The following is a 22,754-nucleotide window of genomic DNA, read 5'->3' on the forward strand; positions in this document are numbered from 1 at the left end:
GCGCCCACTACAGGGGGCGCAGGGAGGCCCGGTCGATATCGACGGAGTCCTCGTCGTCCTCGTCATGGCCGGGAGAGGCTTCACTGGCCCGGAAGCGCTTGCCTTCGGGCGTGACGAGGAACCAGGAGGTGGCGACCGCCGGGTCGTCCGCGGGAGGCGAGACGAGGAGCTCCTCGCCGAGCAGGGCCGCGACCCGGGTGGCCACCTCCACCGATGAAAGGCTGGGGGCTCCGCGGGTGCGGGAGGCATCGACGTAGAGGGTCACATCCGTGCGGAAGCCGGAGGACCGGAGCGCGGTCTCGACGAGCACCGCCGCATCCGCGGGACCGTCCACGTCGAAGCGCGCCACACCTTCGGGAGGGAGACCGAGCGCGCGGCCGATGCTGTCGAAGAGGCGAGCTTCCTCCACGGCACCCCGCGCGATGAATCCGACAACCTGTCTTTCCGGCTGCATGGCTCTCCCTCTCAACCCGCTTTGTACGCCTTGAGCGCGGCGTTCCTGTCGCCCTGGGACGTGCCCATCTTGTCCAGGATCTCCTTGGCGCGCGGGGTGTCGTCAAACTTGTTGTAGACCCCCAATGCCTTGAAGGCCGAGCGGTTCAGCTCATGGAACCCGGTGCCACGGATGGGATACAGCGTACCATTGTCGTGGGCCCCATAGGTCCGCCCGCCAAGCGTCCAGGTCACGGTCCCCGAATCGCTGCCCTTCTTGGCCTTGCCGTCGTTGATGTCCTTCACATCCCGGCTGACATCGACCCGCGACTCGATGACGGTGTTCTTGTCCTTGGCGACGGAGGACTGGTCGACCTTGCGGATGTAGTGCCGGTCCGCGGGCCGTGACGTGGGCTTCGCGGGCTTCTCCGCCCAGGCGGGCGGCGCGATGAGCAGGACACCGAGCGCCATCAGCACGGTGGCCAGGGTCAACGGGATGAATGGCTTCGGGACAGCGGGACGAAGCATCGGAGGCGCTCCTGAGGAGGGTGATGCGACCGTCCGGTAAGCCTCTCACAGCTACTCCGGCGTTGGCTTGCGCTTCGCGCGCGAAGCCTTGGGCTTGCTCTTGCCCTCCAGCGCTACCGGGGCTCGGTGAGGAGAAACCGCGCGGTGAGCTCAGCCCAGGCCTCGGGGGACACCTCGTCCCTGGCGCAGACGAGCTGCTTGACGTGGGAGAGCGTTCGAGCCGGACGACGTCCCCGTCCCGGCGATGGATCATCAGCACGTCGCCGCGCCTCCTGGTTCTCCTGTCCGTCACTCATGCGCCTTCCTTTGGAACCGAGGGCTCTGTCCCATGGAATCCACAGTCCCCATGCCACGCGCTGGGCGTCCGAGCCCCTTGAGCCTGGCGCTACCGCTTCTTCGCCGACTGGCCATTCAGCGCCACCGCGGCCTTCACGAGCGCCTTGAACGCGCGCGCGTCCACCTTCTCCCCTTCCTTGATGTCGATGGCCCTCCGCGTGTTGCCCTCCAGGCTGGAGTTGAAGAGGCCCTTGGGGTCCGGGAGGTGGGCCCCCTTCGCGAACGTGAGCTTCACGGCCTTCTTGTACGACTCCCCGGTGCAGACAATCCCGTGGCACGACCAGACCGGGGTGGTCCACTTCCACTCCTCGGTCATCTCGGAGTCGGCCTCCAGGATGAGCGCCCGCATGCGGGCCAGGGTCTCCCCCCTCCAGTCCCCCAGGTCCTGGAGTCGCTGATCGATGAGTCGGGAAGCGGCTGCTCCGGTGAACTGCTCACTGCCGCTGCTACCCATGGACGGCCTCCAGCGGGCGGACAGTGACCTGCAGGCTGCGCCAGGAGCCGTACGAGAGCACCCAGAGCACGCTGGTGACCGCCGCGAAGGCCCACGCCTCCGGGCCATCTCCCACCGCGAAGTGGGCGATGAGCGCCGAGACCAGATTGATGGCGAAGCCGGCGTAGGCCCACTCCTTGAGCCGCCACGGCACCGGTGCGAGCAGCACCAGGATTCCGAGAAACTTGGCCCACGCCAGCTCCACCCGGAAGTAGCTGGGGAAGCCGAGCCGGGTGAACCCCTCCGCCGCATCTCGCAGGTTCAACTGCGCGTAGGCGGTGAAGCCCATCTCCAGGCAGAAGAGCGCGGTGGCGATCCAGAAGGTGATGGTCACGGCTTTGGGGGACGTCCTGGCGGCGACGAGCGCCGGCTTCGGCAGGGTCGATTCCATGGTGTGTTCCTTCACTCCTTCGAGTTGCTGGCCTTCCAGGTGGGACTCTGGACCCCGAACTGCTCCGCGTACTCGGAGTTCAAGCGCTGCCAGTCGTACTGCATCGCATCGGGCCCCACGATGCGGCCCATGGGGTCGCCTGAGAGGAGCTGATCGAGCACGTCGAAGCAGATGTGCCAGCCCGCGGCGCCCCACGAGATGAAGCCCCTGTCGATGTTGTGCCAGAGCGTGAGCCGGGTACCGCCGGCGTCCGTCGCCTCCAACTCCCAGCGGAGGTCCTGCGGCCCCCAGCTGTACTCGAGCAGCTTCGGCTCTTCCGCCCGCCTCACGGTGGTCTCGGCGACCTGCGGCGTCGGCGCACCGACCGTGGAGAGCTTCACCGGCCCCACGCTGGCCATGCTCCGGTCCGCGTCGAACGGCGCCCATTCAGACAGGTGCGCGGGGTCGGTCAGCGCCTTCCACACCTTCGCCGGGGGATGACGCAGGTCCCGGACGAGGACGAGCGTCCACTTGTCGCCTGCCTTCTGGACACTGGCTCCGGCCGCGGGGCCGGGCGTGTACTTCGCACGGTGGCTCATCGCTTCTTTCCCTTCTTGGGTTCGGGTTCCTGGTCCATCCGGTCGAGATGGCGTTCGAGCGCGTCCACGTGGGCCGCCCAGAAGCGCCGGAATGGCGCGAGCCATTCATCGACCTCCATGAGCGGCTCCGGCCGGATGCGATAGACGCGCCGTTGAGCGTCGATGCGCGCCTCCACGAAGCCGGCGTCGCGCAGCACGCGCAGGTGCTTGGACACCGACGTCTGGGGCATCCGCAGCTGGTGCTCGATTTCGCCGACGGAGTGCTCCGACGCAGCCAGCAGGCTGAGGATGGCCCGCCGGTTCGGCTCCGCGATGATCGCGAACGATGATTCCATGCCCCGTATATGCCCACTCATTCATATGCCCGTCAAGTCATATACGAACCCTGACGGTGCCCGCAGGGAGCAGGCCCCCTAGGATGGCGCGAACATGCTCCCTTGCCTGCTGGTTCGGACCCTGGTCGTCGGTGTGCTGCTTCTGGGCGCGGTCGGCTGCACCGGCACTGTCGGCGGTCCGGATGGCGGCGGCGGCGCGGACACGGACGCTGGCGTTGATGCGGGCTCCGATGCCGGCGTCGATGCTGGAGTCGTCTCGTGCGGAGAGCAGCCCACGCGCCCTGCCCCGCCGGCGAACCTCGCCGCGGCCAGCGTCTCTTCCTTCGAAGTCGCGCTGACGTGGGAGCCGTCGCCGGATGCGTTGGTCAAACACTACCGCGTGCTGCGGGGCCCGGCGCTGGTCGGTCAGGTGCTTCGACCGTCCTTCGCCCACCGTCCGGTCGTCCCGGGCGAGACGTACACGTACACCGTCACCGCGCTCACTGACGAAGGCGGCGAGAGCCTCCCGTCGAATCCGGTGACGGTGACGATCCCTGCGCCTCCGCCGGATGTGTTCTCCGCGCTGGCGGCGGGACACTGGTACGAGTTCCCTGCCTCGAACCTGCGGGCCTTCTCGCTGTCCCCTTCCCTGTACCCGTGGCTCGGACTGGGCGAGGGCATCAGCGGCATCATGGACGACTGGTCGAGCGGCGCCTTCGACACCCAGCGCGACCGGCTCTACATCTCTGGCGGCGGCCACAACGGCTACTACGGCAATGAGATCTACGGCTTCGACCTCCGGACGGGCGCGTGGGTGCGCCTGACCGATCCGGATCCCGTCGGCTCCGGGCAGGAGTGCCCCGACCGCGCGCTGGGGGTCAACTGCGCCATCCACACGTACGACGGGCTCGAGTACCTGCCGCCGCCCTTCGACCGGTTCCTCGCGATTGGTTGGGATGGCTGGCCGCAGACGGCGCTCAACCTCGACACGAACCGCTGGGAGAACCACCCCGACCTTCCGCAGCTGGGAACACGCACCGGCGCCAACAGCGCCTACGACCCCAACACGCGCGTCGTCTGGTACCACGCCGGCTCGCAGGCGCTGTCGTTCTGGGATCCTGTCACCGGCAAGTGGACGATCCGTGGCGAGGCGGATCAGCAGGGCTATTACAAGAACGCGGTCGTCGACCCGCGGCGCAAGCTCTACGTCGAGATTGGACAGGGCGTCACCGACACCACGGCCATCGACGCGCTGGGGAAGCTCGTTCCGAAGCGCGTGCGGCTCGCCACCACGGGGGCTCGGGAGATCGAGGACGGGGGCAACCCCGGCGTCGACTACGATGCGGTGACCGACCGCATCGTCGCGTGGAAGGGCGGCGGTGACGTCTACTCGCTGGACCTGGACACCCGCGTCTGGACGAAGCACACGGCGCTCAGCACGGTGGTGCCCGGCCCGGCCAACATGAACGGGACCTATGGCCGGTTCCGCTACGTGCCGAGCCTGAATGTCTTCGTGGTCGTGAACACCGTCGACACCAATGTCTTCGTGTACCGGCTCGATCCAAGGCCCGCTCGACTCTTGCGGCGCATCGACGTGACCGCGTCCACCGCGCCGGTCGAGGTGGGGATGGGTGGCAAGCTCCAGGTGACGGCGGTGTTCCAGGACGGGACCTCGGTCGCCGCCACTTCGGAGGTCACGTTCAGCTCGCTCGACCCGGAGGTGGCGACCGTGGACGCGGGCGGTACCTTCCGGGCCATCAACCCGGGCCGGGCCCGGCTGCAGGCCAGCTACACCGACCCGCTCACCCGGCGTGCGCTGGTGGGAGCGCTGGAGCTCGAAGTGGTACCGATGGCGGGCGACGTCGTGCTCGAAGCGTTGCAGGTCCAGCCGCCGCCGACGCTCAAGGTGGTTCGTGGCAGGTCGGCGGGCATCAAGGCCGTGGGCTCCTTCCATCGCGGCACCGACGTCTTCACCCGTGACGTCACCTGCGAGGCCACCTGGAGCTCCGACGCCCCGGCCATCGCCACGGTGGAGCACGGCACGGTCCAGGGACTCTCGGAGGGAACCACGACGCTCCACGCGAAGGTCGGGACGATCGCAGCCCAGGCAGCCCTGGACGTCATTCCGAATGCGACGCTTGAGCTGATCGCTTTGAACTTCCAGCCTCCCGGAGCGCCGCTGGTGTCGGGCTGGGCGGTGGCGGACGACTCCGCCTTCGATGCGGCACGGGGTTGGGGCTGGCAGGGCCCGGGCGGACTCCAGACCCGAGGCGATCGCAACGGCACCCAGGATCCGCGCCTCGCCAGCTTCGTGCTGACGACTGGCGCGAAGTTCCGGATCCAGGTCCCCGATGGCCGGTACCACGTGGCGGCCTCCGTCGGAGACAACGGCTTCGGCGTGGGCCTCGCGAGCGTGGAGTTCGCGGGCTCGGGCATCGCCTACGGCGTCGGCACGGGCAACACGGCGGGAGCCGGCATCGTCGAAGCCACGTCGGGACAGGGCCTCGTCTTCGACGTCGTGGGCGCCATCAACTGGCTCGCGGTCATGCGCGTCAACGGCCTGGAATTCAACGAGGCGCTCGCCGCGGCGAAGACCTGGTAGCGGATCACCCGGAGACCGCCCTGCGCACCGCGGGGCGTTGAGAGTGGCGCCTGACGTACTCCACCAGCCGCGGATACCCGTCCAGCAGCATCAGCGTGTTCGCGAGGTGGAGGATGGAAGCCATCACCACGTCGGCGGCGGTGAAGGCCTCACCCACGAGGAATTCACGGCCGCCGAGTCCCTCTTGGATGAGGTCGAGAGCGGCCGTGAGCCGGGTCCTGAGCTTCGCGGCCTCCCCTTCCGGGACTTCGCGCGCCACCGGCGACTGCGCGTCCCGGTAGAACTCCATCACCAGGGGGTCGAGGCTCAACTCAGCGAAGACCATCCAGCCGTAATAAGGACCGCGCTCCGCGCTCCCCACCGACGGCGCCAGATGCTTCTCCGGGAACCGGTCGGCCAGGTGCAGACAGATGGACAGGGACTCGAGCAGCGTGACGTCCCCATCCACCAGGGCGGGGAGGTCTCCCAGCGGATGCACCGCCAGGTATTCAGGAGTGGTGTTCTCCTGCCGGGCCAGGTCGAGCCTGACCAGCTCATAGGGCACGCCGAGTTCCTCCAGCAGCCAGCGGGGACGGACCGCCCGGGTCCTGAGGGCGAAGTAGAGCTTCATGGGTGGCACTCCTGTGGGTTGCGTGAGGCCACACCATGCGTCCGCCGGAGTGCCCGGACAATGCGGCCCCGGACGAACTCATTGTCAGGTTAATCTTGACGGCCATGATTCCACCGGCCGACATGCTCCTCTTCGCGACAGTCGTCCGCGAGGAGAGCTTCACCCGCGCGGCGCTCAAGCTCGGCATCACCAAGCAGACCGTCAGCGAGCGCATCCGCCACCTGGAGGAGCGGCTGGGCGTGCGGCTCCTGGAGCGGACCACGCGGCGACTGCGCGTGACGGGAGCAGGCGTGACGTACTCCGAGCGCTGCGCCGCCATCGCCGCGCTCATCGAAGAAGCGAACAGCGAGGTGCAGCAGGGCAAGGCGGATCCCACCGGCCTGATCCGGGTCTCCTCGCCGGTGCTCTACGGCCGGCGCTACCTCACGCCTGTCATCTCGAAGTTCCTCGGTCGCTATCCCCAGGCGCGGGTGGAGCTGGTGCTGGCGGACCGCCGGGTCCACCTCATCGAAGAGGGGTTCGACGTCGCCATCCACATCGGCCCGCTCAATGATTCGTCGCTCGTGGCGCGAAAGCTGGGAGAGGGCGCGGTCCGCTTCGTGGCGAGCCCCCGCTTCCTGTCGAAGCACGGCATCCCGGCCGCCAGGGAGCTTGGGTCCGCGCGCTGCATTGGATTCAGTGCGTTCGAGACGTGGGAGGCCGAGGGCGTGAAGTCCCGGATCGATCCGGTCCTGATGGTGAACGACAGCGAGCTCGCGTGCGATGCGGCCATCGCCGGGGTCGGCATCGCGCGGGTGCCGGACATCCTCTGCCAGGAGGCCATCCGGGACGGCCGGCTGAAGGTCCTCTTCGGCCCCCGGCCCGCGTCGATGCGGCCCATCCACGTCGTCTATCCCAGCCGACTGAACCTTCCCCCCAAGGTTCGGCTCTTCGTGGATGCCCTTGCCACCCTGGCCGAGCCGGCGCCGTCGAAGCCCCGTGGCCGGAAGCGGACGTAGGGCTCACCGGGGCGCGGAAATGAAGATCTCCCCCAGCTGCGCGGCCTGCTCCTCCGCGAAGTCCGCGTAGGTGTTGCCCAGCAGGGCCACGGCGGCGGTGGAGAGCACCTTGGACACGCTGCCTACGCGGAAGCGGGTCAGTGGCGTGACCGGGATGCCCTGCTCCAGGTCCGCGTAGCCAAAGCCTTCGGACCAGAGGACCTGACCGCGATGCGCGACGGCCACGGAGAGGCCCGGCAGCTGGAAGTCCTTGAGCAACTTCTGGGCGAAGGCCCGGGCCTGCTGGACCTGTGCTTCATGGCGCGAGGAGGCAGGCGGGAGCGGATACGACGCGTTCTGCGCGGCGCTCGCGGGTGCCACCGCGAGCAGCGTGCCCAGGACGAGGACGGACAACCTCAGGGCGCGCTGGCGCGGAGCCAGGGCGGATGACGCGGGCATGGAACACTTCCGTGGGGGATGGACGGAACGGACCGTGCCCGCGCGAATGGCTCGCGGGGAAAGTGTTCAGCCGATGGGGACGGCCTCGCGGCGAACCGGTCCGCTCGTGCGTCGAACGGGCCGCGCGGCTTCAGCGCAGGTGCTGGAACTTCTCGCGGTGGCTGCGGGCGACGCGCAGCTCCGCGCCGGAGGTGAGCACCACGACCATGTCCCTGCGGCCCTCGCTGCGCAGCTCGCGGATGCGGCGCGCGTTCACGATGGCCGAGCGGTGGATGCGCATGAAGCGCTCCGGCTCCAGGCGCTCCTCCAGGCTCTGCATCGTCTCGCGGTGGAGGTAGGCCTTTCCGCCCGCGTGAATCTGTACGTAGTAGTCAGCGGCATCGATGTATTCGATTTCGTCCACGTCGAGGAACACCACCCTGCCCGCGTCGCGGATGGCCAGCCGGCGCATCCACGGCTCGGGCGGCGTGGGTGATGGTGCGGGCGTGCTGTCTCGCTCGCCGTAGGTGGAGAGCACGGACATCAACCGTTGGCTTAGGTCGGACATCCGCGCCATGCGGATCTGCGCCTTGGCGCGTCCGATGGCGTCGTGGAAGCGGTCGTCCCGGAAGGGCTTGAGGAGATAGTCGAGCGCGTGGATGTCGAAGGCGCGCAGCGCGTACTGGTCATACGCGGTGACGAAGATGACGGCGGGCACTTCGCCAGCAGCCAGCCGCGCGAGCACCTCGAAGCCGTTGAGCTCCGGCATCTGCACGTCCAGCAGGACCAGATCTGGCCGGTGCTCGCGGATGAGGCGCACCGCCTCCGGTCCGTTGCCGGCCTCGCCCACCACGCGCACCTCCGGATCCGCGGCCAGCAGCAGGCGCAGTCCCTCGCGAGCCAGGGGCTCGTCATCCACGACGAGCGTGCGGATGGCGGCGGCCGTGTTCATGCCCCGAGCGCCTCCGGCACGGCGGCCTGGAAGGGCAGCTCCAGGCGGGCGCGCACGCCGCCCCCGGCGCGGTTCTCCAGCGTGAAGACATGGCGGTCGCCGTAGAGCTGTCGCAGGCGGTCGCGCACATTGGCCACGCCGATGCGGCCGTCCTGGCGGTCCCAGCCGGGTGCGAGCCCGGGGCCGTCGTCGAGCACCTCCAGCACCAGCCGCGTCCCCTCGCGCGAGGCACGCAGCTCCACGCGTCCCGCGCCGGAGCGGGTGCCGATGCCGTGCTTGATGGCGTTCTCCACCAGGGGCTGGAGGATGAGGCTGGGCACGAGCGCGCCAAGCGTGGCCGGGTCGATGGCGCGGACCACCTGGAGCCGGTCCTGGAAGCGGGTCTGCTCGATGTCGAGGTAGCGCTCCAGGAAGTCGACGTCCTCATGGAAGGGAACGAACTGGCGGCCCGTGGTGTGGAGGGCCATGCGCAAGAGCTCACTGACGCCGGTGAGCATGCGGATGGAGCCGACGGTGTCCTGCTTGCGCACGAGCACGGAGATGGCGTTGAGCGTGTTGAAGAGGAAGTGTGGATGGAGCTGGGCGCGCAGGGCGTCCAGCTGCGCGTGCGCGAGGCGCGTCTCCAGGTGGGCCTGGGCCAGCTCCCCCTCGCGGAAGCGGCGGTGGTAGTCCACGGCGTAGCCGATGGCGAGGATGCCGCCGTAGATGAGCAGGGACAGGACGCTGTACTTGGCCATCATCAAGGGCAGCATCCGCGCCCAGGTGCTCTCCGGCAGCCACGTCTCTCCCGTGGCCCGAGCGGCGAAGTAGATGATGCTCACGTAGGGGACCATGACCGCGACGAGCGCGGCCAGGAGGACCGCGAGGCTTCGGGGCCAGATGCCGCGCTCCAGGCGGAAGCGCTGTCCAAGCGCGAGGATGACGGGCGTGGCGAACGCCCAGTACTGCCATTGCGGCACCTGCACCAGCAGCGCCCGGCTGAGCGGGTAGCCCGGCTCCCGGGCCTGGGCATAGACCCAGGTGTGGAGCGCGGTGACGACGCCCGGCACCGCGCAGACGAGCATCAGCAGCGGCACGCGGCGCAGCAGCGGCAGCAGTACGGACGGCGCCGACGCGGAGGGAGAGGTGGATTCCACGGCCAGTGGAGTCTACGCCCGAACCGGGTCCACTTCCGGACGGGTGCAGCCAAAGGGCTCCGGGTTGCAGCGAACGGGACGACGGAGCCTCGCCAGGGGCCATGTATTCTCGCGACACCTCGCTCCGCCATGGCCTCTCCCCGTCCCTCCTCTCTCGCCAGGCTCGCGGCCGTGGCCGTGCTGGTCTCCAGCGGTGTGGCGCTCGCGGACAACCCGCCGCTCACCAGCTCGAACTACGCCATCGACGTGTATCAAGGCCCGGTGCTGGCGCCGGTGCGGGTGTCGGGCCTTGCCGGCGCGTACGCCCCCATCGCGGAGGGTGTCGAGGGCATCAGCGTCAACACGGCCGCTCCAGCGGTGCGCTCGCTCTATTCGTCCAAGCACGTCGACTACGACCTGTCGCTGGCCTTCACGTTTCCCAGCTCGCTGCGCGACAGCGACTTCGACAACAACGGCGCGGTGGGCTTCGCCAACGACGACTTCATCTTCACCCAGCTTGGCGGACTGATTCAGTGGGGGCCCTGGGGGCTGGGCGGCGCCGCGTCGCTGCAGACCTATGCACTGGGACAGGACGCGAATGGACAGCTCCTCAACCTGAGCATGACCCGCTTCCAGTTCCAGCTCGCTCGCGGCTTCCTCGATGGCGAACTGACGGTGGGCGTGGGGCTGCGCGCGGTCGTCCTGGAGATCAACACCGCCGAGGACCCGAACAACAAGTTCGCCAGCATGTTCGGCGGCAACGTGGAGGCCGGTGCCCTCTGGACGCCCATGGGCGTGCCGCTACGTGCCGCGCTGACCCTTCGGGCTCCCGTCCAGGGAGGGCTCACTCCAGGCGGCCCGACCACCGCCGATGATGCGGGCAACGTGAAGGTCGCCGGCCTCTACCTGCCCGCCTCCGTCAGGCTCCCCTGGGAAATCGAAGCGGGCATCGCCTGGCAGTTCGGCGACCGCCCACTCCAGCTTCCGTGGGGCCCGGACCGCGCGGAACGCTACAGGGCCCTGCCACGCTCGAAGCTGCTGCTGACCGGGTCCGTGCTCATCAGCGGCGCCGTGCCGGATGCCATCGGCTTCGACTCCTTCCTGTCGCAGCAGTTGGAGCGCTCGGGGCGGCGGCTCTCGATTTCACCGCGCATTGGCGCGGAGCTGGAGCCCATCGAGAACCGGCTGCAGCTGCGCGCGGGCAGCTACCTGGAGCCCAGCCGCTTCGACACCGTCGGGGCTCGCCTGCATGGCACCGCCAGCGCGGAGCTGCGGCTGTTCCAATGGTCCGTCTTCGGCTTGATGTCGCCCGACACCTCGTGGCGCATCAGCGGCTTCGCCGACGTGTCCCGCCTCTACTTCGGCTGGGGCTTCGGCGTGGGCACCTGGCACTAGACGCGCCCGCTCGTTTCCGCGGCGCTCTCGTGGCAACCCCTTACGCCAGTCATTTCGTGACGCTCTCGTGGCAATCCCTTACGCCATGACGCGCGGCCTCCACTCGCGGTGAACCTTTTCACAAAACGCGCAACACCCCCAAGACTTGACAATCCATCAACGGCAACCGCCTAATGCGAGCCCATACGAACACCGCCAAATACCCGACTTTGGCAAAAATCATGAAAAACAACTTCAAGGCAGTGATTGCCACCCTTGCGCTTGCGTTCGCGCCAGCGGCTGACGCTTCCGGTGGCCTGGGGATGACGTGGCGCAAGGCCAATCACGCCTCCGGCATCGACGAGGTGGGCTGCATGGATTGCGACGCCTACTTCGGGGACACGGTGTGCACCGCGCGGCTGCCCGTGCTGTGCATCAAGCAGGATGGCTCGCCGCGTCCCGCGAGCCTGCCTGGCCCCTATTACGCCGGCTGGGCGGGGGGAAACATCGCCACCACGCTCCCCGTGGCCGGAAACTTCCTGATGAGCCTGGCCCACGCCAATGAGACGTGTGTGCAGTTCTTCGGCCCGGGCTGGAGGATGGCGTCATTCCATGACGCCGGGGGATGGGGTTTCAACGCTTACGGCAACGTCCGCACTGACACGCGCTTCTGGGTCTACATCTGGGACCAACCCGCCAATTGCTGGAATCCGTAGCTGCTGTCGCGTCGCAGTCCAAGCACTCACACTGGCTGGAGAAGGAAGGCAAGCTCATGCGGAACTCGAAGGTATCGACCTTGGCTGCGCTCGCGCTGATCACAGGTGCCGTGAACGAGGCGGCCGCCGCGCCCATGTCCCCGACGGCGCGTCCCCCGCCCGGCATCTACTCCGCGCAAGTGGTGGCAGACTTCGAGCTGCTGGCGGACTCGGACTCTCCCAACCTGGTCTACTTCGTGCCCAAGCTCGGCAACCTGGCGGTGCAGTCCCCCCAGAGCCCCAGCCCCATCCCGCGCTTCCAGATCAACTCCTACTATCCACCGAACGGCGTCCTCATGGGCGAGGAGCTGACGCTCATGGGTGGAACGCTCTCGCCGACAGCGGACATCGGCGCCCTCCAGCGGCTGCAGACGGAGGCCGCCTTGCAGGGCATCCAGATCGCCCCAGCGCCCGTGAGGAGCGCCCGCACCACGTTCAACCTCTTCGCGCAGCAGGGGCTGACCGGACGCGTGGAAACCCAGTGCGTCATGGAGGAATACATCATCATCCTGCCCAACGGGAATCAGCTCAAGCAGCGGGTTCCCAAGTGCAAGGTGCTCGACCTGAACGGAAACTTCGTCGACTCGAACGTCGTCTACAAGTTCACGAGCAGCCCCGCGCCGGCGAACAGCACCGCCAACCAGAACATCTCCTTCCAGGCCATGCTGCTGCCGGCGTGGACGGAATCACTCAAGACCAGCATGATGTTCGGCGACCAGCTCGACGCGTCGCTGTCCGCCACCACCGAGTGGCAGATCTCCGCCAACACCCTGACCCGCCAGGCGCGCCTGACCATCAACTGGCAGTCCCTCTTCGAGCAGGCGAGCGCCTACACCGCGTTCCACCTCAACTCCTGTGTCGAGGTCGAGATCAGCGCCTTCTTCGAACGGCTCGCCACGTGCGAGGGCGGGACGCAGCCCTGCGGTGTCTACATCGAGTACCGGCAGACCGATGGCACCTGGTCCGATGACGCTCCCGAGGACGCGAGCTTCATCGCCATCGTGGAGGCGCTCCGGCAGTCGCTGGAGAAGGAGCTCTTCACGAAGGTCGAGGCGGTCAATGGCCCTGTCTCCACCGAGCCGACCGCCATCTTCACCCTGCGCGCCAACTACGAGAAGATCGTGACCACGCGCAACGAGGTCATGAGCATCGCCTACAACCAGGGCCCTGTCCCGTTCAACGCCAACACCACGCTGAACATCGACTGCGTCGTGGGCGGCTTCGGCTACCCCGTCGTCTACGACATGGACAAGCCGGCCTGCCGCGCGCGCGTGGGTCAGTGACGCGCTGAGCGCCCGCGCCTTCCCGTAGGGAGGAGGCATCCATCCCGGGTGCCTCCTCACTTCCGCCGTTCCCTTTTTCCCGCCCACGGGTCACCCAATCCCATGTCTGCCTATCGGATCCTCGCCTCGGCCGCGGTGTGGCTCAGCTCCGCCGTGGCGCTCGCCGCACCGCCGTCCTCCCCTCGCCTGGTGGCCTCCGCCGCGGGCCCCGGGCTCACGCTGGACTACGCGCGCACGCTCGAACAGTCAGGCATGGTCTTCGTGCCCTATGAAGAGCAGAACCGCGGGCCGCTCTATTACACGCAATACACCCAGGTCCCGACCGGCACCGCCAGCGTGGGGGACTTCCGGCGCATCATCGTGAACCTGCGGCCAACGGCCCAGGTCCAGGGGCTCTACCTGCCCTTCGTGAATCAATACGGCATCCTCGACGCCAACATCGGCCCCATCCCTGCGTATGGCGACTGTCAGCCCACGCAGGCCGTCAAGGACTTCCTGTCCTTCATGCCGGTGGGCTACCGGCCGGCGCTCGTCGCGAGCAGCCATCCGGTCGTCTGCGCCGTGAGCCTCTACTTCCCTTCCGTGTATGAGCAGACGGTGAAGGACTTCATCGCCGCGCAGCCGGTCCTCACCCTGGACGCCACGGTGCCGCTGTGCGAGCCCACCAGCCCCCGGATGGAGGTGAATGCCATCAACCTGGCGCTCCAGACGGCCGGAGTGCTCCAGGTCTCCGGTGCGGGCGTGTGGTCCGGGAACCAATGGGACGTCATCTTCGAGTCCGTCCGGCTCACGCAGACATCTCCGCAGCTCTTCGCGACCCAGGACCCCCAGGAGGGCTGGCGGACCTATGTCCAGCTCTTCCAGCTGGACCCGGTCGCGGAGACGGCGACGATGAGCGCCGCCAACGCCCAGCAACGCATCTTCATGTGCATCCCCAAACCCCTGCACATCCGGTTCGGGCAGGTCGCGGAGCCTTGAGCGGGAGCGGCACTGAATGAGTTTCTTCACGCGAGGATGGGCCCTCGTCACGGCGCTCGGAATGGTGGGCTGCCAGGACGCCCCGGCCCCTGACGACACGCGGATGCGGGAGCTGCGGGCCTGCGTCGTCGCGGACCTGCCGCCCCCGGAGCAAGCGGGTGGGGACTGGACGGTGTCCGCGTATGCCTTCGTGGAGGCCTACCAGCGCTGCCAGCAGGCGTCGGGCGCGGCCAGCGGCATGGACGACTTCCGTGCGCTGGGCCGCGACCTGGCCCGGCCCCTGACCGAGGACCCCTCGCGCGTCCGCATCACCGCGGAGCCGCCCGGAGGCGCGCCTTGAGGTGGGCCGTGCTGACACTGCTGCTCCTGGTGGGACTCGCGGCGCGGGCCCAGGGGGAGAAGGCGGCGGAGTGCACGGGCTGCCACACCGAGAAGCGCGGTGTCGCCCAGCAGCGCTTCGGCAACGGGCTGGGCCGCTGGACCGATGCCCAGTGCTACGGCTGTCACGCGGAGCTGAACGACGTCGCGGTGAAGCGCCAGCAACGCATTCGCGACCCCCGCTACGTCGCCGTTCCGGTGCGCGAGGAACGGCTGCGGAGCATGGCCACGACGTCGCCCCTGTCGTACATGAACGCGCCGGAGCGCGTGGAGCCCGGCGGGCCGGTGTCGCGCATCGCCCTGGAGCGGCTTGGCGACTTCCTGCGGCGCCCCAGCAGCCTCTCCCTCACGGAGGGCAGCAGGGTCCCCCGGATGATGGCGTACCCGGACCTCCAACCCCGGGAGCTCGCGGAGATTTCCCGCATGCTGGGCGTCAAGGCCCCAAGGGCCCGGGCGAAGACCGTCCCCCTGAGCGGCGCGGAGCGGCAGCAGGCGGAGTCGCTGTGGGCCACGCGCTGCCGGGCCTGCCATGACGGAGCGCAGCGGCTCGCCGGACGGAGCGCCGTGACGCTCGGGCTCTACACCGCCGAGTGGCTCCATGCGTACGCGAGCAACACGGTCTCCTCCCCCCTTCCGGAGGAGCGCACCATGCCCGAGGTGCCGCTGAGCCTCGAGGAGGCCCGGCTGCTGCACCGCCTGTTCGGCGAGATGCGGACCCAGGCGGAGCAGGAGCTGGACGCGCGCGTCGCGGAGCTGAAGCTGGAAGCCGGGCCGATGCCGGCCCAGCTGCCACCCGGCTTCCTCCCTTTTCTCTGGGGGCCCTTCTTCCGGACCGCCACCTGCGTGCACTGCCATGCCACCAGCCCCCGCGCGGCGCGGGCCTTCACCGCCACCGAGGCGGGCCTGAAGGAGTACCTGCGCGGCCACTCGGGGCGGGAGTTCTGGCTGCGGCTCGCGACGCGCCACGTGGAGGAGCGCCACGGACTGGTCGCGGCACGCCCGGGGATGCCCATGGCGGGCGCACCGATTCCGCAGGAGACCCTGGCGCTCATCGCGCGGTGGACCCTGGCGGGCTGTCCGGATCTCCAAGGCCAGACGTGGTGCCGGCCGTAGCCACCCCTTCGAAGAGGAGCTTCACATGGGCCCGAGGAACGACGGCGTGATGAGAGGGTCCTGGCGGGCCAGCCTGCTGGCCCTGGTGGTCCTCTGTGCCGCGTGTGGCGCGGACACCCCCGGGGCCACCGCTCGCCATGAGGCGACCGTCCGCCAGCGGGCCGGGGAACGCCTGCCTCCGGTCCGGTTGGCGCTCGGGCAGTACCACTCCCTGGCCGTGCACTCGGATGGAACGGTCTTCGCGTGGGGCTTCAACCGCCTGGGCCAGCTGGGCGACGGCACCAGCCGCGACAAGGCCTCCCCCGTCCAGGTGGCCGGGTTGACGCAGGCGACCTCCGTGGCGGCCGGGGATCAGTACTCCCTGGCGCTCGACGCGGAGGGAGCGGTCTGGGCCTGGGGGGACAACGCCAGCGGCCAGCTGGGCGATGGAACGCTCACGTCCCGCCTGCTGCCCCAGCGCGTGAGCGCGCTGTCCAACGTGGTGTCCCTGGCCTCGGGCTTCGCCCACGTGCTCGCGCTGCGCGCGGACGGCACGGTCTGGGCCTGGGGGGACAACCGCAACAACCAGCTCGGCGACGGGACGCTCACGCGCAGCAGCGTCCCCCTCCAGGTCCCCGGGCTCGGTGGCGTCGTGGCCGTCGTCGCCGGAGGTTCGTCGTCCCTGGCGCTTCGCGCCGACGGCACCGTCTGGGCCTGGGGGGACAATCGTTACGGACAGCTTGGGGATGGCACCACCGTGCGGCGGGTCACCCCGGTCCAGGTCGCGAGCCTGGACTCGGTCGTCAGCGTCTCCGCCGGCGCGTACCACGCCCTGGCGCTGCGCGCGGACGGCGCCGTCTGGGCCTGGGGCCACAACGCGTACGGGCAGCTCGGGGATGGAACGACCACCCAGCGGACACAGCCCGTCTCCGTCAGCCTGACGGACGTACGCACCCTGGTGGCGGGGAACTACCATTCGCTGGCCGTGCGCACCGACGGCGCGGTGTGGGCCTGGGGGGACAACCGCTACCGGCAGCTCGGCACGGGCAACCTCACCAGCAGCCCGCTTCCGCTCCAGGCGGGCATGACGGGCGGAGTCACGCTGGTGGCCGGCTACAGGCACTCGGTGGCGCTGGGCGCGGACGGCACGGCCTGGTCCTGGGGCGACAACGTCTTCGGCCAGCTGGGGGACACCACGTTCGAGCCCCGCATGGCCCCCGTCCAGGTGACGGGGCTCGCCCTGGGCAGGGTGGACGTGACCTCCGGCCAGCTCCACACCGTCATGCTGGGGGCGAACGGGGGGCTGTGGGCGTGGGGGGACAACCAGCAGGGGCAGCTGGGCAACGGGAACCAGGAGGACAGCTCCCTGCCGCTCGTGGTGAACCTGACCGGCGTCACCGCCGTCGCCTCGGGATACCGGCACACCGCGGCCCTCCGCTCGGACGGCACGGTGTGGACGTGGGGAATGAACCGCTTCGGCCAGCTTGGCGAGGGCACCGTCACGGACCGCCCCACGCCCGTCCAGGTCGTGGGCCTCACGGGCGTCACGGCCGTCGCGACCGGGGACTACCACTCGCTCGCGCTGCGCACGGACGGCACCGTGTGGGGCTGGGGCTTCAACCGCTATGGCCAGCTGGGTGACGGGACGACGGTGGACCGGCGGCAGCCCGTCCAGGCCGCGGGGCTCACCCACGTCGTGGCCATCGCCGCGGGGGGAAGCCACTCCCTGGCGCTGCGCTCGGACGGGACGGTGTGGGCCTTCGGCTACAACTTCGACGGCCAGCTGGGGAACGGTACGCGGACCTGGACGATCGTTCCGGTCCAGGCCGTGGGGTTGGGGAGCGTGGTGTCGCTGGCCGCCGGCAGCATGTATTCGCTGGCGCTGCGCGCGGATGGAACCGTCTGGGCCTGGGGCTACAACGCGTCAGGGCAGCTGGGCGTGGGCACGACGCAGGGGAGCGCGGTCCCCCTCCAGGTGCCAGGGCTGAGCGCCATCACCGCCATCGCCGCCGGCAGCTACCACTCGCTGGCGTTGCGCTCGGACGGCTGGGTCTGGGCGTGGGGCTTCAATTTCGAGGGCCAGCTGGGCAATGGCACCAGCGCCAACCGCCTCACCCCCGGACTGGTCGTGAGCATGACCCACGCGGTGGCCATCATCGCGGGCGACCAGCACTCGCTCGCCATGAAGGCGGACGGCACCGTCTGGGCCTGGGGGCTCAACAGCCAGGGCCAGCTGGGAACCGGAAACACCACCGAGGCCTGGTTCCCGGTCCAGGTGCAGGGCATCCACTGACAAGGAGAGACACCATGTTGCCACGCTTTGCCTCCAGGCTGGCCTCGCGCGCCCTCCGGCGGGCCGGCCTCGTGATGACGTTGCTGGCCGGCGGCACGGCGCAGGCCTTCACGGAAGAACACGTCATCGTGCTCATCGACCGCAGCGGCTCCATGCTGACGACGCGCGGCTCGGGGCTGACGCGCTTCCAGGAGGCGCTGTCCCTTGCCCGCAACTACGTGGGCCTGAGCAACGACCTTCCGCGCAAGTTCGCCGTCTGGACCTTCGAGGGCACCGGCTACCTCAAGGAGCAGGGGTTCGCGGACGAGGCCACGACGCTCCAGACCTTGAACCGGTTGACCGTGGGCCTGGGCACGACCCCGCTGGCCCACGCCGTCTGCGATGCCGCCGACGAGCTCCTCTGGTTCGAGCCCGGCGTCGACGCCCGCAAGCGGGTCCACCTCATCTCGGATGGGGAGGAGAACAACTCTCCCGTGACCGCTCCCTGCTACGGGCCGCCCAGCACGACGCGCTACCCCGACCTCGAACAGGATTCGTGGCAGTGGAAGGTCCGGAACATGCTCAAGACGGGTGACCCGCTGCGCGACAGCGAGACCTCCTATGCGCTCGTGTTGGACGCGAATGTCTTCCACAACTACGTGACGTTGACGTCCCAGGCCGCGCCGGCCCCCTCGCCCTTCCTCGCGCTGCTGGAGGGGCTCGCCCGGGAGTCAGGGGGCGTCTACACCGCCATCAGCGACGCCCGCCCCGTGCCCTACCCAGGCGACGCCGACCAGAGCGGCTGCGTGGACATGACCGACTTCTACTTCGTGCTGGAGCACTACGGCGTGAGCGTCCCGCCCGCGCCTCCGCGGGCGGACATCAACCAGGACGGCGTGGTGGACCTCACCGACTACAACATCGTGCTGAACAACATGGGCACCGGATGCGCCGCCAGCGTCCGGACCGCGCCCGTCCCTCCCGTCCGGAAGTGAGGGACGTCCCGGGCCCGGCGCGGGGACTCGCGCCGGGCCGGAAGAGGCGACGGAGCGACTACTCGCCCCGAAGAGGCAGGGCGCACCTTCCGCCCATGCCCCAGTTGGCCATGACGACGGCGTAGTCGCCGTAGTCCACGGTCCGGTCCTCGTTCACGTCGGCCCTCGCGTCCCCCGGGGGCACCGTCAGGCCGAAGTTCTGGATGACCGTGTCGTAGTCCCCCATGTCGACACACCCGTCCGCGTTGACGTCTCCGTACACGGGGCGGGGCGCGGTGTCGTCCAGCACGCGCATCTTCCCGCCCGACTCCTCGGCCAGCATGCGCAGGTAGGTGACGAAGGGGCCTTCCACGGGAACCGCATACCCCGCCGGGACGGGGCGCTGCCCATTCCCGAGAATCTCCTGGAGGGTGGGTTCCGCCACGAAGCCGGGCTGGAACCGGAGGAAGCTGCCGAAGAAGACAATGTCCGAGACAATCGCATACGGAACCGCGTTCTCGTTCTGGGCGTTACCGGTCCGCAGCTTGTTGCGGACCTTCCACTGCCAGGACTGGGAAGCCATCGTGGGACTGTCGGCGCCCTGGCACTGCGAGCCCATGGGGGAGCTGTTCTCCTCGCCATCCGAGCTGAGCTGGATGCGCTTGCGAGCCAGGATCTGGGGCCGGAACAAACGCAGCTCATCCACGGCGGCGCACGCGGCATAGGCCAGCGGCGTGACGCCCTGCCCCACCTGGATGGCATTCAGCGTGTTCAGCACCGCCTGGATGTCCTGCGTGAAGGCGAGGTGCTTGGCGTAGGTGCTATCCTCGAAGGACCAGACCGAGAAGTACCTGGGGAGGTTGTCGGGACTGGTGAATTCCACGGTGTCCCTCGCCATGACGATTCCCGCCTGGAAGCGCGTGCTCCCGTCGGTGCGGGTCGAGGTCATGGAGCCGCTGCGGTCGAGGAGGATGACGACGTGCTCCTCCTTGAACGAAGGCTGGGCATCCGCCACTTCGGGGAAGGCCAGCACGAGCAGCCCCAAAGCCGCCATCAGCCGCACCCATCCTTGACACGTTGTCATATGTGCACCCTTTCAGAATCGAGCTCCACCGGATGCAATACCATCAACCTATCAAGACAATGAATAGCGGAAATCCCCGACAGACAAACCCATTCTAACCATCGGTTGAATGCAGGTGGAGCGGCACCGCCGGTCCAATCCAGAGGATGTCCCGGAAGGACAGGAGCCGCTCTCGGTACGAGCCGATGGGAGCGCGAGGGTGGAGGAGGATTCCCTCGTCGGAGACCTCGAGCAGGGTACCCAGGGCGTACCACGTCCCGTATTGCGTCTGGCGCAGCATCACCCCCTTGCCGAGATACGGCGTGAGGTTGGCGCGGCTGATGGCGGGACCGTGCGTGAACACGGGTTCGGCCTTGTAATGATTCAGGGGCCGCGTGGGGGCCTGGTATTGCCTCAGGAAGCCCCACTTCCCGTGCCGGGCGTCTCTCGCCTCCAGCGTCTCGCCTTCGGGCACGGGGACGCGCCGTTCCTCGAACGCGGCCTCCGCCTGGGGCTCGACGAGCGAAGGCGCCCCGTCCGCCCAGCGCGCATGCCGGGTCCCCTCGGCCCACCGCCAGGGCCAGGCATGGCGCCCCCCCACCGAGAACATCAGCCGGGGCTCGAGCTTCTCCCGCGACCCCGGAGGACACTCCACGGTGCCGTCCGGCTGTGCTCGCGTGAAGTCCCAGCCGAGTTCGGTCGGAATGAAGCGTGCGACTTCGTCCGGCCAGGGGTTCCAGTCGCTCGGGGGTGGCACGCGGCCCGGCTCCAACTCCAACGAGGAGCGGAAGCGCTGCTCTCCGGTGTTCACGTCCCAGAAGGCGATGGTGTGGGGCCCCGTTCCCACGAGCATGCCGTCCGCGCCCCAGGCCAGTCCGTCGATGCCGCTGGCACCCTCGAGCCGCCGGAGCATCTTGGGCGAGGGCCCCACCTTCCACAGCTCGACCTTGATTCCCTCACGCTTCCACGGCTCGGCCATGCCTCCCTCACGCAGCAGGCATGCGCCCATGGAGCCATCCGGCGACCAGGCCCAGCGGCCCAGGTCGCCGCTCTTGAGGGACAGGCCGAACGAACGGCGCTTCAGGTCCATCTGGCACAGGAGCTTGCCGGCCTCGAAGATGAGTACCTGCGGGAACTCGTAGCCGTTGATGAGCACGGCGAGACGCCGGCCGTCGCTGGACCAGACGTATTCCACGACCGCGAGAATCCGAATGTCGACGTCCTTGCTCGGGACGGACATCGCCCGGCCGGTGTGCCCGTTGGCGAGCCGGGGCGACTCCTCTCCGTAGGCCAGGCGGGCACCGTCCGGTGAGAACGCCACCGGCAGCTTCAGCTCATCGAAGCGGTACTCGAGGTCGCCGCTCCGCACGTCGATGGCGGAGGCGGACGGATGGGGTTCCGGCTCCGGGTCGGTGTGCGGTTCAAGCACGAACTCCTGTTTGCAATAGCCCTGGATGCGTGAGCCATCCGGGCTCCACCGCACCCAGGTATGCGGGCGCGACTTCGAAGGCTGTCCGTCCAACCGGGCCGGGCACCAGCGAATCCCTTCACTGTCCTCGTTGACCCGGGTGCCCTCCCGGAACGGGACGATGCAGCCCAGCGCACCGTCGGGCCCGGGGGTGGAGATGAACAGCTGGGTTTCATCCGGAGACCAGCACCAGGCGGGCAGGTGCCCCGTGTTCTCCACGGTCTTGGGATTGATGACACCCCACCCCGGCGGCGAGCCCCAGCGCCGGGTGACGTCCACGGTGAAGGAGGGCAGCATTCCAGCGAAGGCCCGCAGCACGCCGATGACCACCTGGTCCAGGATGACCCCGAGCCACTGCCCCGACGGCGACCACTGGAGGCAGGAGGGCTCCCGCGTCGAGCCGACCAGCGTCGTCTCGAACCCGACAGCGTCGACCACGCGCCCCGTCGCGAGCTCCCAGATGCGCACGTCTCCCCCGTGCGATTCGTCGAGGCGGTTGCTCGCGACGGCGAGGTGGCGTCCATCCGGACTGAGCGCGAAGCTGTGTTGCATGCCGATGTAGCGCGGGGTCTCCACGAGCCGTGCCCCCGCGGCCAGGACCTTGTCGGAGACGCGCCGGTGGACCTCCGTAAGGCCGCGCTCACGCTCCAGCCGGAGGAGCCGTTCACGCAGCGGCGGCAGGTCCCGGCCGGGCTCGAGGTTTTCGAAGTCGGCCTGCTCCAGCAGCGCTTCGAGCTCCGCGTCGGAGCATTGGACCAGCTGGGTGAGGTTCACGAAGGGTGCTGGCATCGGCATGGAATCACTCCTTCACCCAACGATACCGCACGTCGCTCATGGACGGATGAGCGCTCCTGGCGGCAGGCCGACGCGCAGCAGCGTGCACTCGACGTGCTGGAACCCCAGCGCCAGCGCCCGCGCGGCGGCCCGGGTGTCGCGGACCTCGAAGGTGCCCTGTTCCCTGCCCTCCTCGAAGATGGCCGTCAGCAGCGCGACCTCGCGAGCCCGGGGACGGGCGAGCCGCGGCTCCACGAGCGGCAGGAGCTCCCGCAGCGCCCGGGGCGTGACGCGCAGCTGCTGGACCATCCGCTCCGCCATTCCCTGGCGCACGTCGATGAAGGTCCGCATCTTCTCCGCGGGCGTCCACGCCGCGCCCACGGCCGCCGCCAGCTTCGCGAAGGCCTCATCGCAGATGTCGTCCACCACCGCGTCGAAGAGTTCCTTTGTGTGTACGCTGGGAACCGCGTGCCCGACCGCTCCCTCATCGCTGGCGTCTGCCTTGGCATGGGCCTGTCGCTGGCCGCGTGCAGGGCTCCCTCCCCCGCACGTGAAAGCCCTTCCATGACCTGGGTGA

At 69.0% G+C, this 22,754-nt stretch carries 23 protein-coding genes and 1 pseudogene; 10 read left to right on the plus strand and 14 right to left on the minus strand.

All coding sequences use genetic code 11. The features are described from left to right. Window positions 1-7: 7 nt before the first annotated feature. The 6 genes from D7X30_RS22890 to D7X30_RS22915 all read right to left on the minus strand — a co-directional run bounded on the left by D7X30_RS22890 (window position 8) and on the right by D7X30_RS22915 (window position 3,093). Window positions 8-454 (minus strand): hypothetical protein, encoded by a 447-nt coding sequence (locus D7X30_RS22890; protein WP_120565068.1) that lies wholly within the window; start codon window positions 452-454, stop codon window positions 8-10. Between the two features lie 11 nt (window positions 455-465). Continuing rightward, window positions 466-960: a hypothetical protein gene (locus tag D7X30_RS22895; protein WP_120565069.1), complete on the minus strand. Its 495-nt coding sequence runs from the start codon at window positions 958-960 to the stop codon at window positions 466-468. 385 nt (window positions 961-1,345) lie between these two features. Continuing rightward, window positions 1,346-1,750 (minus strand): DUF1801 domain-containing protein, encoded by a 405-nt coding sequence (locus D7X30_RS22900; RefSeq protein WP_120565070.1) that lies wholly within the window; start codon window positions 1,748-1,750, stop codon window positions 1,346-1,348. After that, window positions 1,743-2,180 carry a DoxX family protein gene (locus D7X30_RS22905; RefSeq protein WP_120565266.1) on the minus strand — a complete coding sequence of 146 codons (438 nt, stop codon included), beginning with the start codon at window positions 2,178-2,180 and terminating at the stop codon, window positions 1,743-1,745. Before D7X30_RS22905 ends, D7X30_RS22900 begins: the two co-directional genes overlap by 8 nt. A gap of 11 nt (window positions 2,181-2,191) precedes the next feature. Continuing rightward, window positions 2,192-2,758, minus strand: a complete 567-nt coding sequence (locus D7X30_RS22910; RefSeq protein ID WP_120565071.1) for an SRPBCC family protein — start codon at window positions 2,756-2,758, stop codon at window positions 2,192-2,194. Continuing rightward, window positions 2,755-3,093, minus strand: coding sequence for a helix-turn-helix transcriptional regulator (locus D7X30_RS22915; protein ID WP_120565072.1), 339 nt, complete (start codon window positions 3,091-3,093; stop codon window positions 2,755-2,757). Before D7X30_RS22915 ends, D7X30_RS22910 begins: the two co-directional genes overlap by 4 nt. A gap of 94 nt (window positions 3,094-3,187) precedes the next feature. On the opposite strand from D7X30_RS22915, the gene D7X30_RS22920 reads away from it, so the two are divergent. Further along, window positions 3,188-5,674: an Ig-like domain-containing protein gene (locus D7X30_RS22920; RefSeq protein ID WP_120565073.1), complete on the plus strand. Its 2,487-nt coding sequence runs from the start codon at window positions 3,188-3,190 to the stop codon at window positions 5,672-5,674. Window positions 5,675-5,678: 4 nt separating this feature from the next. On the opposite strand, the gene D7X30_RS22925 is transcribed toward D7X30_RS22920, so the two are convergent. Next, window positions 5,679-6,284, minus strand: a complete 606-nt coding sequence (locus D7X30_RS22925) for a glutathione S-transferase family protein (protein ID WP_120565074.1) — start codon at window positions 6,282-6,284, stop codon at window positions 5,679-5,681. 104 nt (window positions 6,285-6,388) lie between these two features. Between D7X30_RS22925 and D7X30_RS22930 the strand changes: the two genes are divergently transcribed. Continuing rightward, entirely contained in the window at window positions 6,389-7,282 is an 894-nt protein-coding gene (locus D7X30_RS22930) for a LysR family transcriptional regulator (protein WP_199724505.1), read from the plus strand. Window positions 7,283-7,285: 3 nt separating this feature from the next. On the opposite strand, the gene D7X30_RS22935 is transcribed toward D7X30_RS22930, so the two are convergent. From D7X30_RS22935 to D7X30_RS22945, 3 genes are all read right to left on the minus strand, one after another. Beyond that, window positions 7,286-7,720: a serine hydrolase gene (locus tag D7X30_RS22935; protein ID WP_120565076.1), complete on the minus strand. Its 435-nt coding sequence runs from the start codon at window positions 7,718-7,720 to the stop codon at window positions 7,286-7,288. Between the two features lie 130 nt (window positions 7,721-7,850). Then, the gene (locus tag D7X30_RS22940; RefSeq protein WP_120565077.1) at window positions 7,851-8,651 is read right to left on the minus strand and encodes a LytTR family DNA-binding domain-containing protein; all 801 of its coding nucleotides are present in this window, start codon (window positions 8,649-8,651) and stop codon (window positions 7,851-7,853) included. Continuing rightward, complete coding sequence (locus D7X30_RS22945) at window positions 8,648-9,787, minus strand: sensor histidine kinase (RefSeq protein WP_120565078.1); 1,140 nt, start codon at window positions 9,785-9,787, stop codon at window positions 8,648-8,650. The genes D7X30_RS22940 and D7X30_RS22945 overlap by 4 nt, the downstream gene beginning before the upstream one ends. Before the next feature lie 129 nt (window positions 9,788-9,916). Here D7X30_RS22945 and D7X30_RS22950 point away from each other — a divergent pair, with 129 nt between their 5' ends. From D7X30_RS22950 to D7X30_RS22985, 8 genes are all read left to right on the plus strand, one after another. Beyond that, window positions 9,917-11,161, plus strand: a complete 1,245-nt coding sequence (locus tag D7X30_RS22950; protein ID WP_120565079.1) for a hypothetical protein — start codon at window positions 9,917-9,919, stop codon at window positions 11,159-11,161. Between the two features lie 173 nt (window positions 11,162-11,334). Further along, entirely contained in the window at window positions 11,335-11,856 is a 522-nt protein-coding gene (locus D7X30_RS22955; protein WP_120565080.1) for a flagellar hook-length control protein, read from the plus strand. 56 nt (window positions 11,857-11,912) lie between these two features. Continuing rightward, window positions 11,913-13,178, plus strand: a complete 1,266-nt coding sequence (locus D7X30_RS22960) for a hypothetical protein (protein WP_120565081.1) — start codon at window positions 11,913-11,915, stop codon at window positions 13,176-13,178. A 102-nt stretch (window positions 13,179-13,280) separates the two neighbouring features. Then, window positions 13,281-14,156 (plus strand): hypothetical protein, encoded by an 876-nt coding sequence (locus tag D7X30_RS22965; RefSeq protein WP_120565082.1) that lies wholly within the window; start codon window positions 13,281-13,283, stop codon window positions 14,154-14,156. Between the two features lie 16 nt (window positions 14,157-14,172). Next, window positions 14,173-14,496, plus strand: coding sequence for a hypothetical protein (locus tag D7X30_RS22970; RefSeq protein ID WP_120565083.1), 324 nt, complete (start codon window positions 14,173-14,175; stop codon window positions 14,494-14,496). An 8-nt stretch (window positions 14,497-14,504) separates the two neighbouring features. Continuing rightward, complete coding sequence (locus D7X30_RS22975; protein WP_233591727.1) at window positions 14,505-15,647, plus strand: hypothetical protein; 1,143 nt, start codon at window positions 14,505-14,507, stop codon at window positions 15,645-15,647. A 49-nt stretch (window positions 15,648-15,696) separates the two neighbouring features. Then, window positions 15,697-17,919 carry an RCC1 domain-containing protein gene (locus tag D7X30_RS22980; RefSeq protein ID WP_370051557.1) on the plus strand — a complete coding sequence of 741 codons (2,223 nt, stop codon included), beginning with the start codon at window positions 15,697-15,699 and terminating at the stop codon, window positions 17,917-17,919. 14 nt (window positions 17,920-17,933) lie between these two features. Beyond that, the gene (locus D7X30_RS22985) at window positions 17,934-18,893 is read left to right on the plus strand and encodes a VWA domain-containing protein (protein WP_120565086.1); all 960 of its coding nucleotides are present in this window, start codon (window positions 17,934-17,936) and stop codon (window positions 18,891-18,893) included. Window positions 18,894-18,951: 58 nt separating this feature from the next. Here D7X30_RS22985 and D7X30_RS43830 read toward each other — a convergent pair whose 3' ends face one another. The 4 genes and pseudogenes from D7X30_RS43830 to D7X30_RS23000 form a co-directional block, all read right to left on the minus strand. Continuing rightward, window positions 18,952-19,215 carry a dockerin type I domain-containing protein gene (locus D7X30_RS43830; protein WP_370051584.1) on the minus strand — a complete coding sequence of 88 codons (264 nt, stop codon included), beginning with the start codon at window positions 19,213-19,215 and terminating at the stop codon, window positions 18,952-18,954. A gap of 306 nt (window positions 19,216-19,521) precedes the next feature. After that, window positions 19,522-19,956: pseudogene (locus D7X30_RS43835) on the minus strand (VWA domain-containing protein); the annotation flags it as partial. Between the two features lie 94 nt (window positions 19,957-20,050). Then, window positions 20,051-22,198 (minus strand): WD40 repeat domain-containing protein, encoded by a 2,148-nt coding sequence (locus D7X30_RS22995; protein ID WP_120565088.1) that lies wholly within the window; start codon window positions 22,196-22,198, stop codon window positions 20,051-20,053. A 36-nt stretch (window positions 22,199-22,234) separates the two neighbouring features. Further along, the gene (locus tag D7X30_RS23000) at window positions 22,235-22,603 is read right to left on the minus strand and encodes a hypothetical protein (RefSeq protein ID WP_147443279.1); all 369 of its coding nucleotides are present in this window, start codon (window positions 22,601-22,603) and stop codon (window positions 22,235-22,237) included. Window positions 22,604-22,754 lie beyond the last annotated feature (151 nt).

This window comes from Corallococcus sp. AB011P (assembly GCF_003611605.1).
GTDB lineage: Bacteria > Myxococcota > Myxococcia > Myxococcales > Myxococcaceae > Corallococcus > Corallococcus coralloides.

Bases quoted from the DNA above. Each gene is read 5' to 3' on its own strand.
- D7X30_RS22890 (WP_120565068.1), bottom strand. From the start codon at position 454: ATGCAGCCGGAAAGACAGGTTGTCGGATTCATCGCGCGGGGTGCCGTG.
- D7X30_RS22895 (WP_120565069.1), bottom strand. From the start codon at position 960: ATGCTTCGTCCCGCTGTCCCGAAGCCATTCATCCCGTTGACCCTGGCC.
- D7X30_RS22900 (WP_120565070.1), bottom strand. From the start codon at position 1,750: ATGGGTAGCAGCGGCAGTGAGCAGTTCACCGGAGCAGCCGCTTCCCGA.
- D7X30_RS22905 (WP_120565266.1), bottom strand. From the start codon at position 2,180: ATGGAATCGACCCTGCCGAAGCCGGCGCTCGTCGCCGCCAGGACGTCC.
- D7X30_RS22910 (WP_120565071.1), bottom strand. From the start codon at position 2,758: ATGAGCCACCGTGCGAAGTACACGCCCGGCCCCGCGGCCGGAGCCAGT.
- D7X30_RS22915 (WP_120565072.1), bottom strand. From the start codon at position 3,093: ATGGAATCATCGTTCGCGATCATCGCGGAGCCGAACCGGCGGGCCATC.
- D7X30_RS22920 (WP_120565073.1), top strand. From the start codon at position 3,188: ATGCTCCCTTGCCTGCTGGTTCGGACCCTGGTCGTCGGTGTGCTGCTT.
- D7X30_RS22925 (WP_120565074.1), bottom strand. From the start codon at position 6,284: ATGAAGCTCTACTTCGCCCTCAGGACCCGGGCGGTCCGTCCCCGCTGG.
- D7X30_RS22930 (WP_199724505.1), top strand. From the start codon at position 6,389: ATGATTCCACCGGCCGACATGCTCCTCTTCGCGACAGTCGTCCGCGAG.
- D7X30_RS22935 (WP_120565076.1), bottom strand. From the start codon at position 7,720: ATGCCCGCGTCATCCGCCCTGGCTCCGCGCCAGCGCGCCCTGAGGTTG.
- D7X30_RS22940 (WP_120565077.1), bottom strand. From the start codon at position 8,651: ATGAACACGGCCGCCGCCATCCGCACGCTCGTCGTGGATGACGAGCCC.
- D7X30_RS22950 (WP_120565079.1), top strand. From the start codon at position 9,917: ATGGCCTCTCCCCGTCCCTCCTCTCTCGCCAGGCTCGCGGCCGTGGCC.
- D7X30_RS22955 (WP_120565080.1), top strand. From the start codon at position 11,335: ATGCGAGCCCATACGAACACCGCCAAATACCCGACTTTGGCAAAAATC.
- D7X30_RS22960 (WP_120565081.1), top strand. From the start codon at position 11,913: ATGCGGAACTCGAAGGTATCGACCTTGGCTGCGCTCGCGCTGATCACA.
- D7X30_RS22965 (WP_120565082.1), top strand. From the start codon at position 13,281: ATGTCTGCCTATCGGATCCTCGCCTCGGCCGCGGTGTGGCTCAGCTCC.
- D7X30_RS22970 (WP_120565083.1), top strand. From the start codon at position 14,173: ATGAGTTTCTTCACGCGAGGATGGGCCCTCGTCACGGCGCTCGGAATG.
- D7X30_RS22980 (WP_370051557.1), top strand. From the start codon at position 15,697: ATGAGAGGGTCCTGGCGGGCCAGCCTGCTGGCCCTGGTGGTCCTCTGT.
- D7X30_RS22985 (WP_120565086.1), top strand. From the start codon at position 17,934: ATGTTGCCACGCTTTGCCTCCAGGCTGGCCTCGCGCGCCCTCCGGCGG.
- D7X30_RS43830 (WP_370051584.1), bottom strand. From the start codon at position 19,215: ATGCTGGCCGAGGAGTCGGGCGGGAAGATGCGCGTGCTGGACGACACC.
- D7X30_RS22995 (WP_120565088.1), bottom strand. From the start codon at position 22,198: ATGCCGATGCCAGCACCCTTCGTGAACCTCACCCAGCTGGTCCAATGC.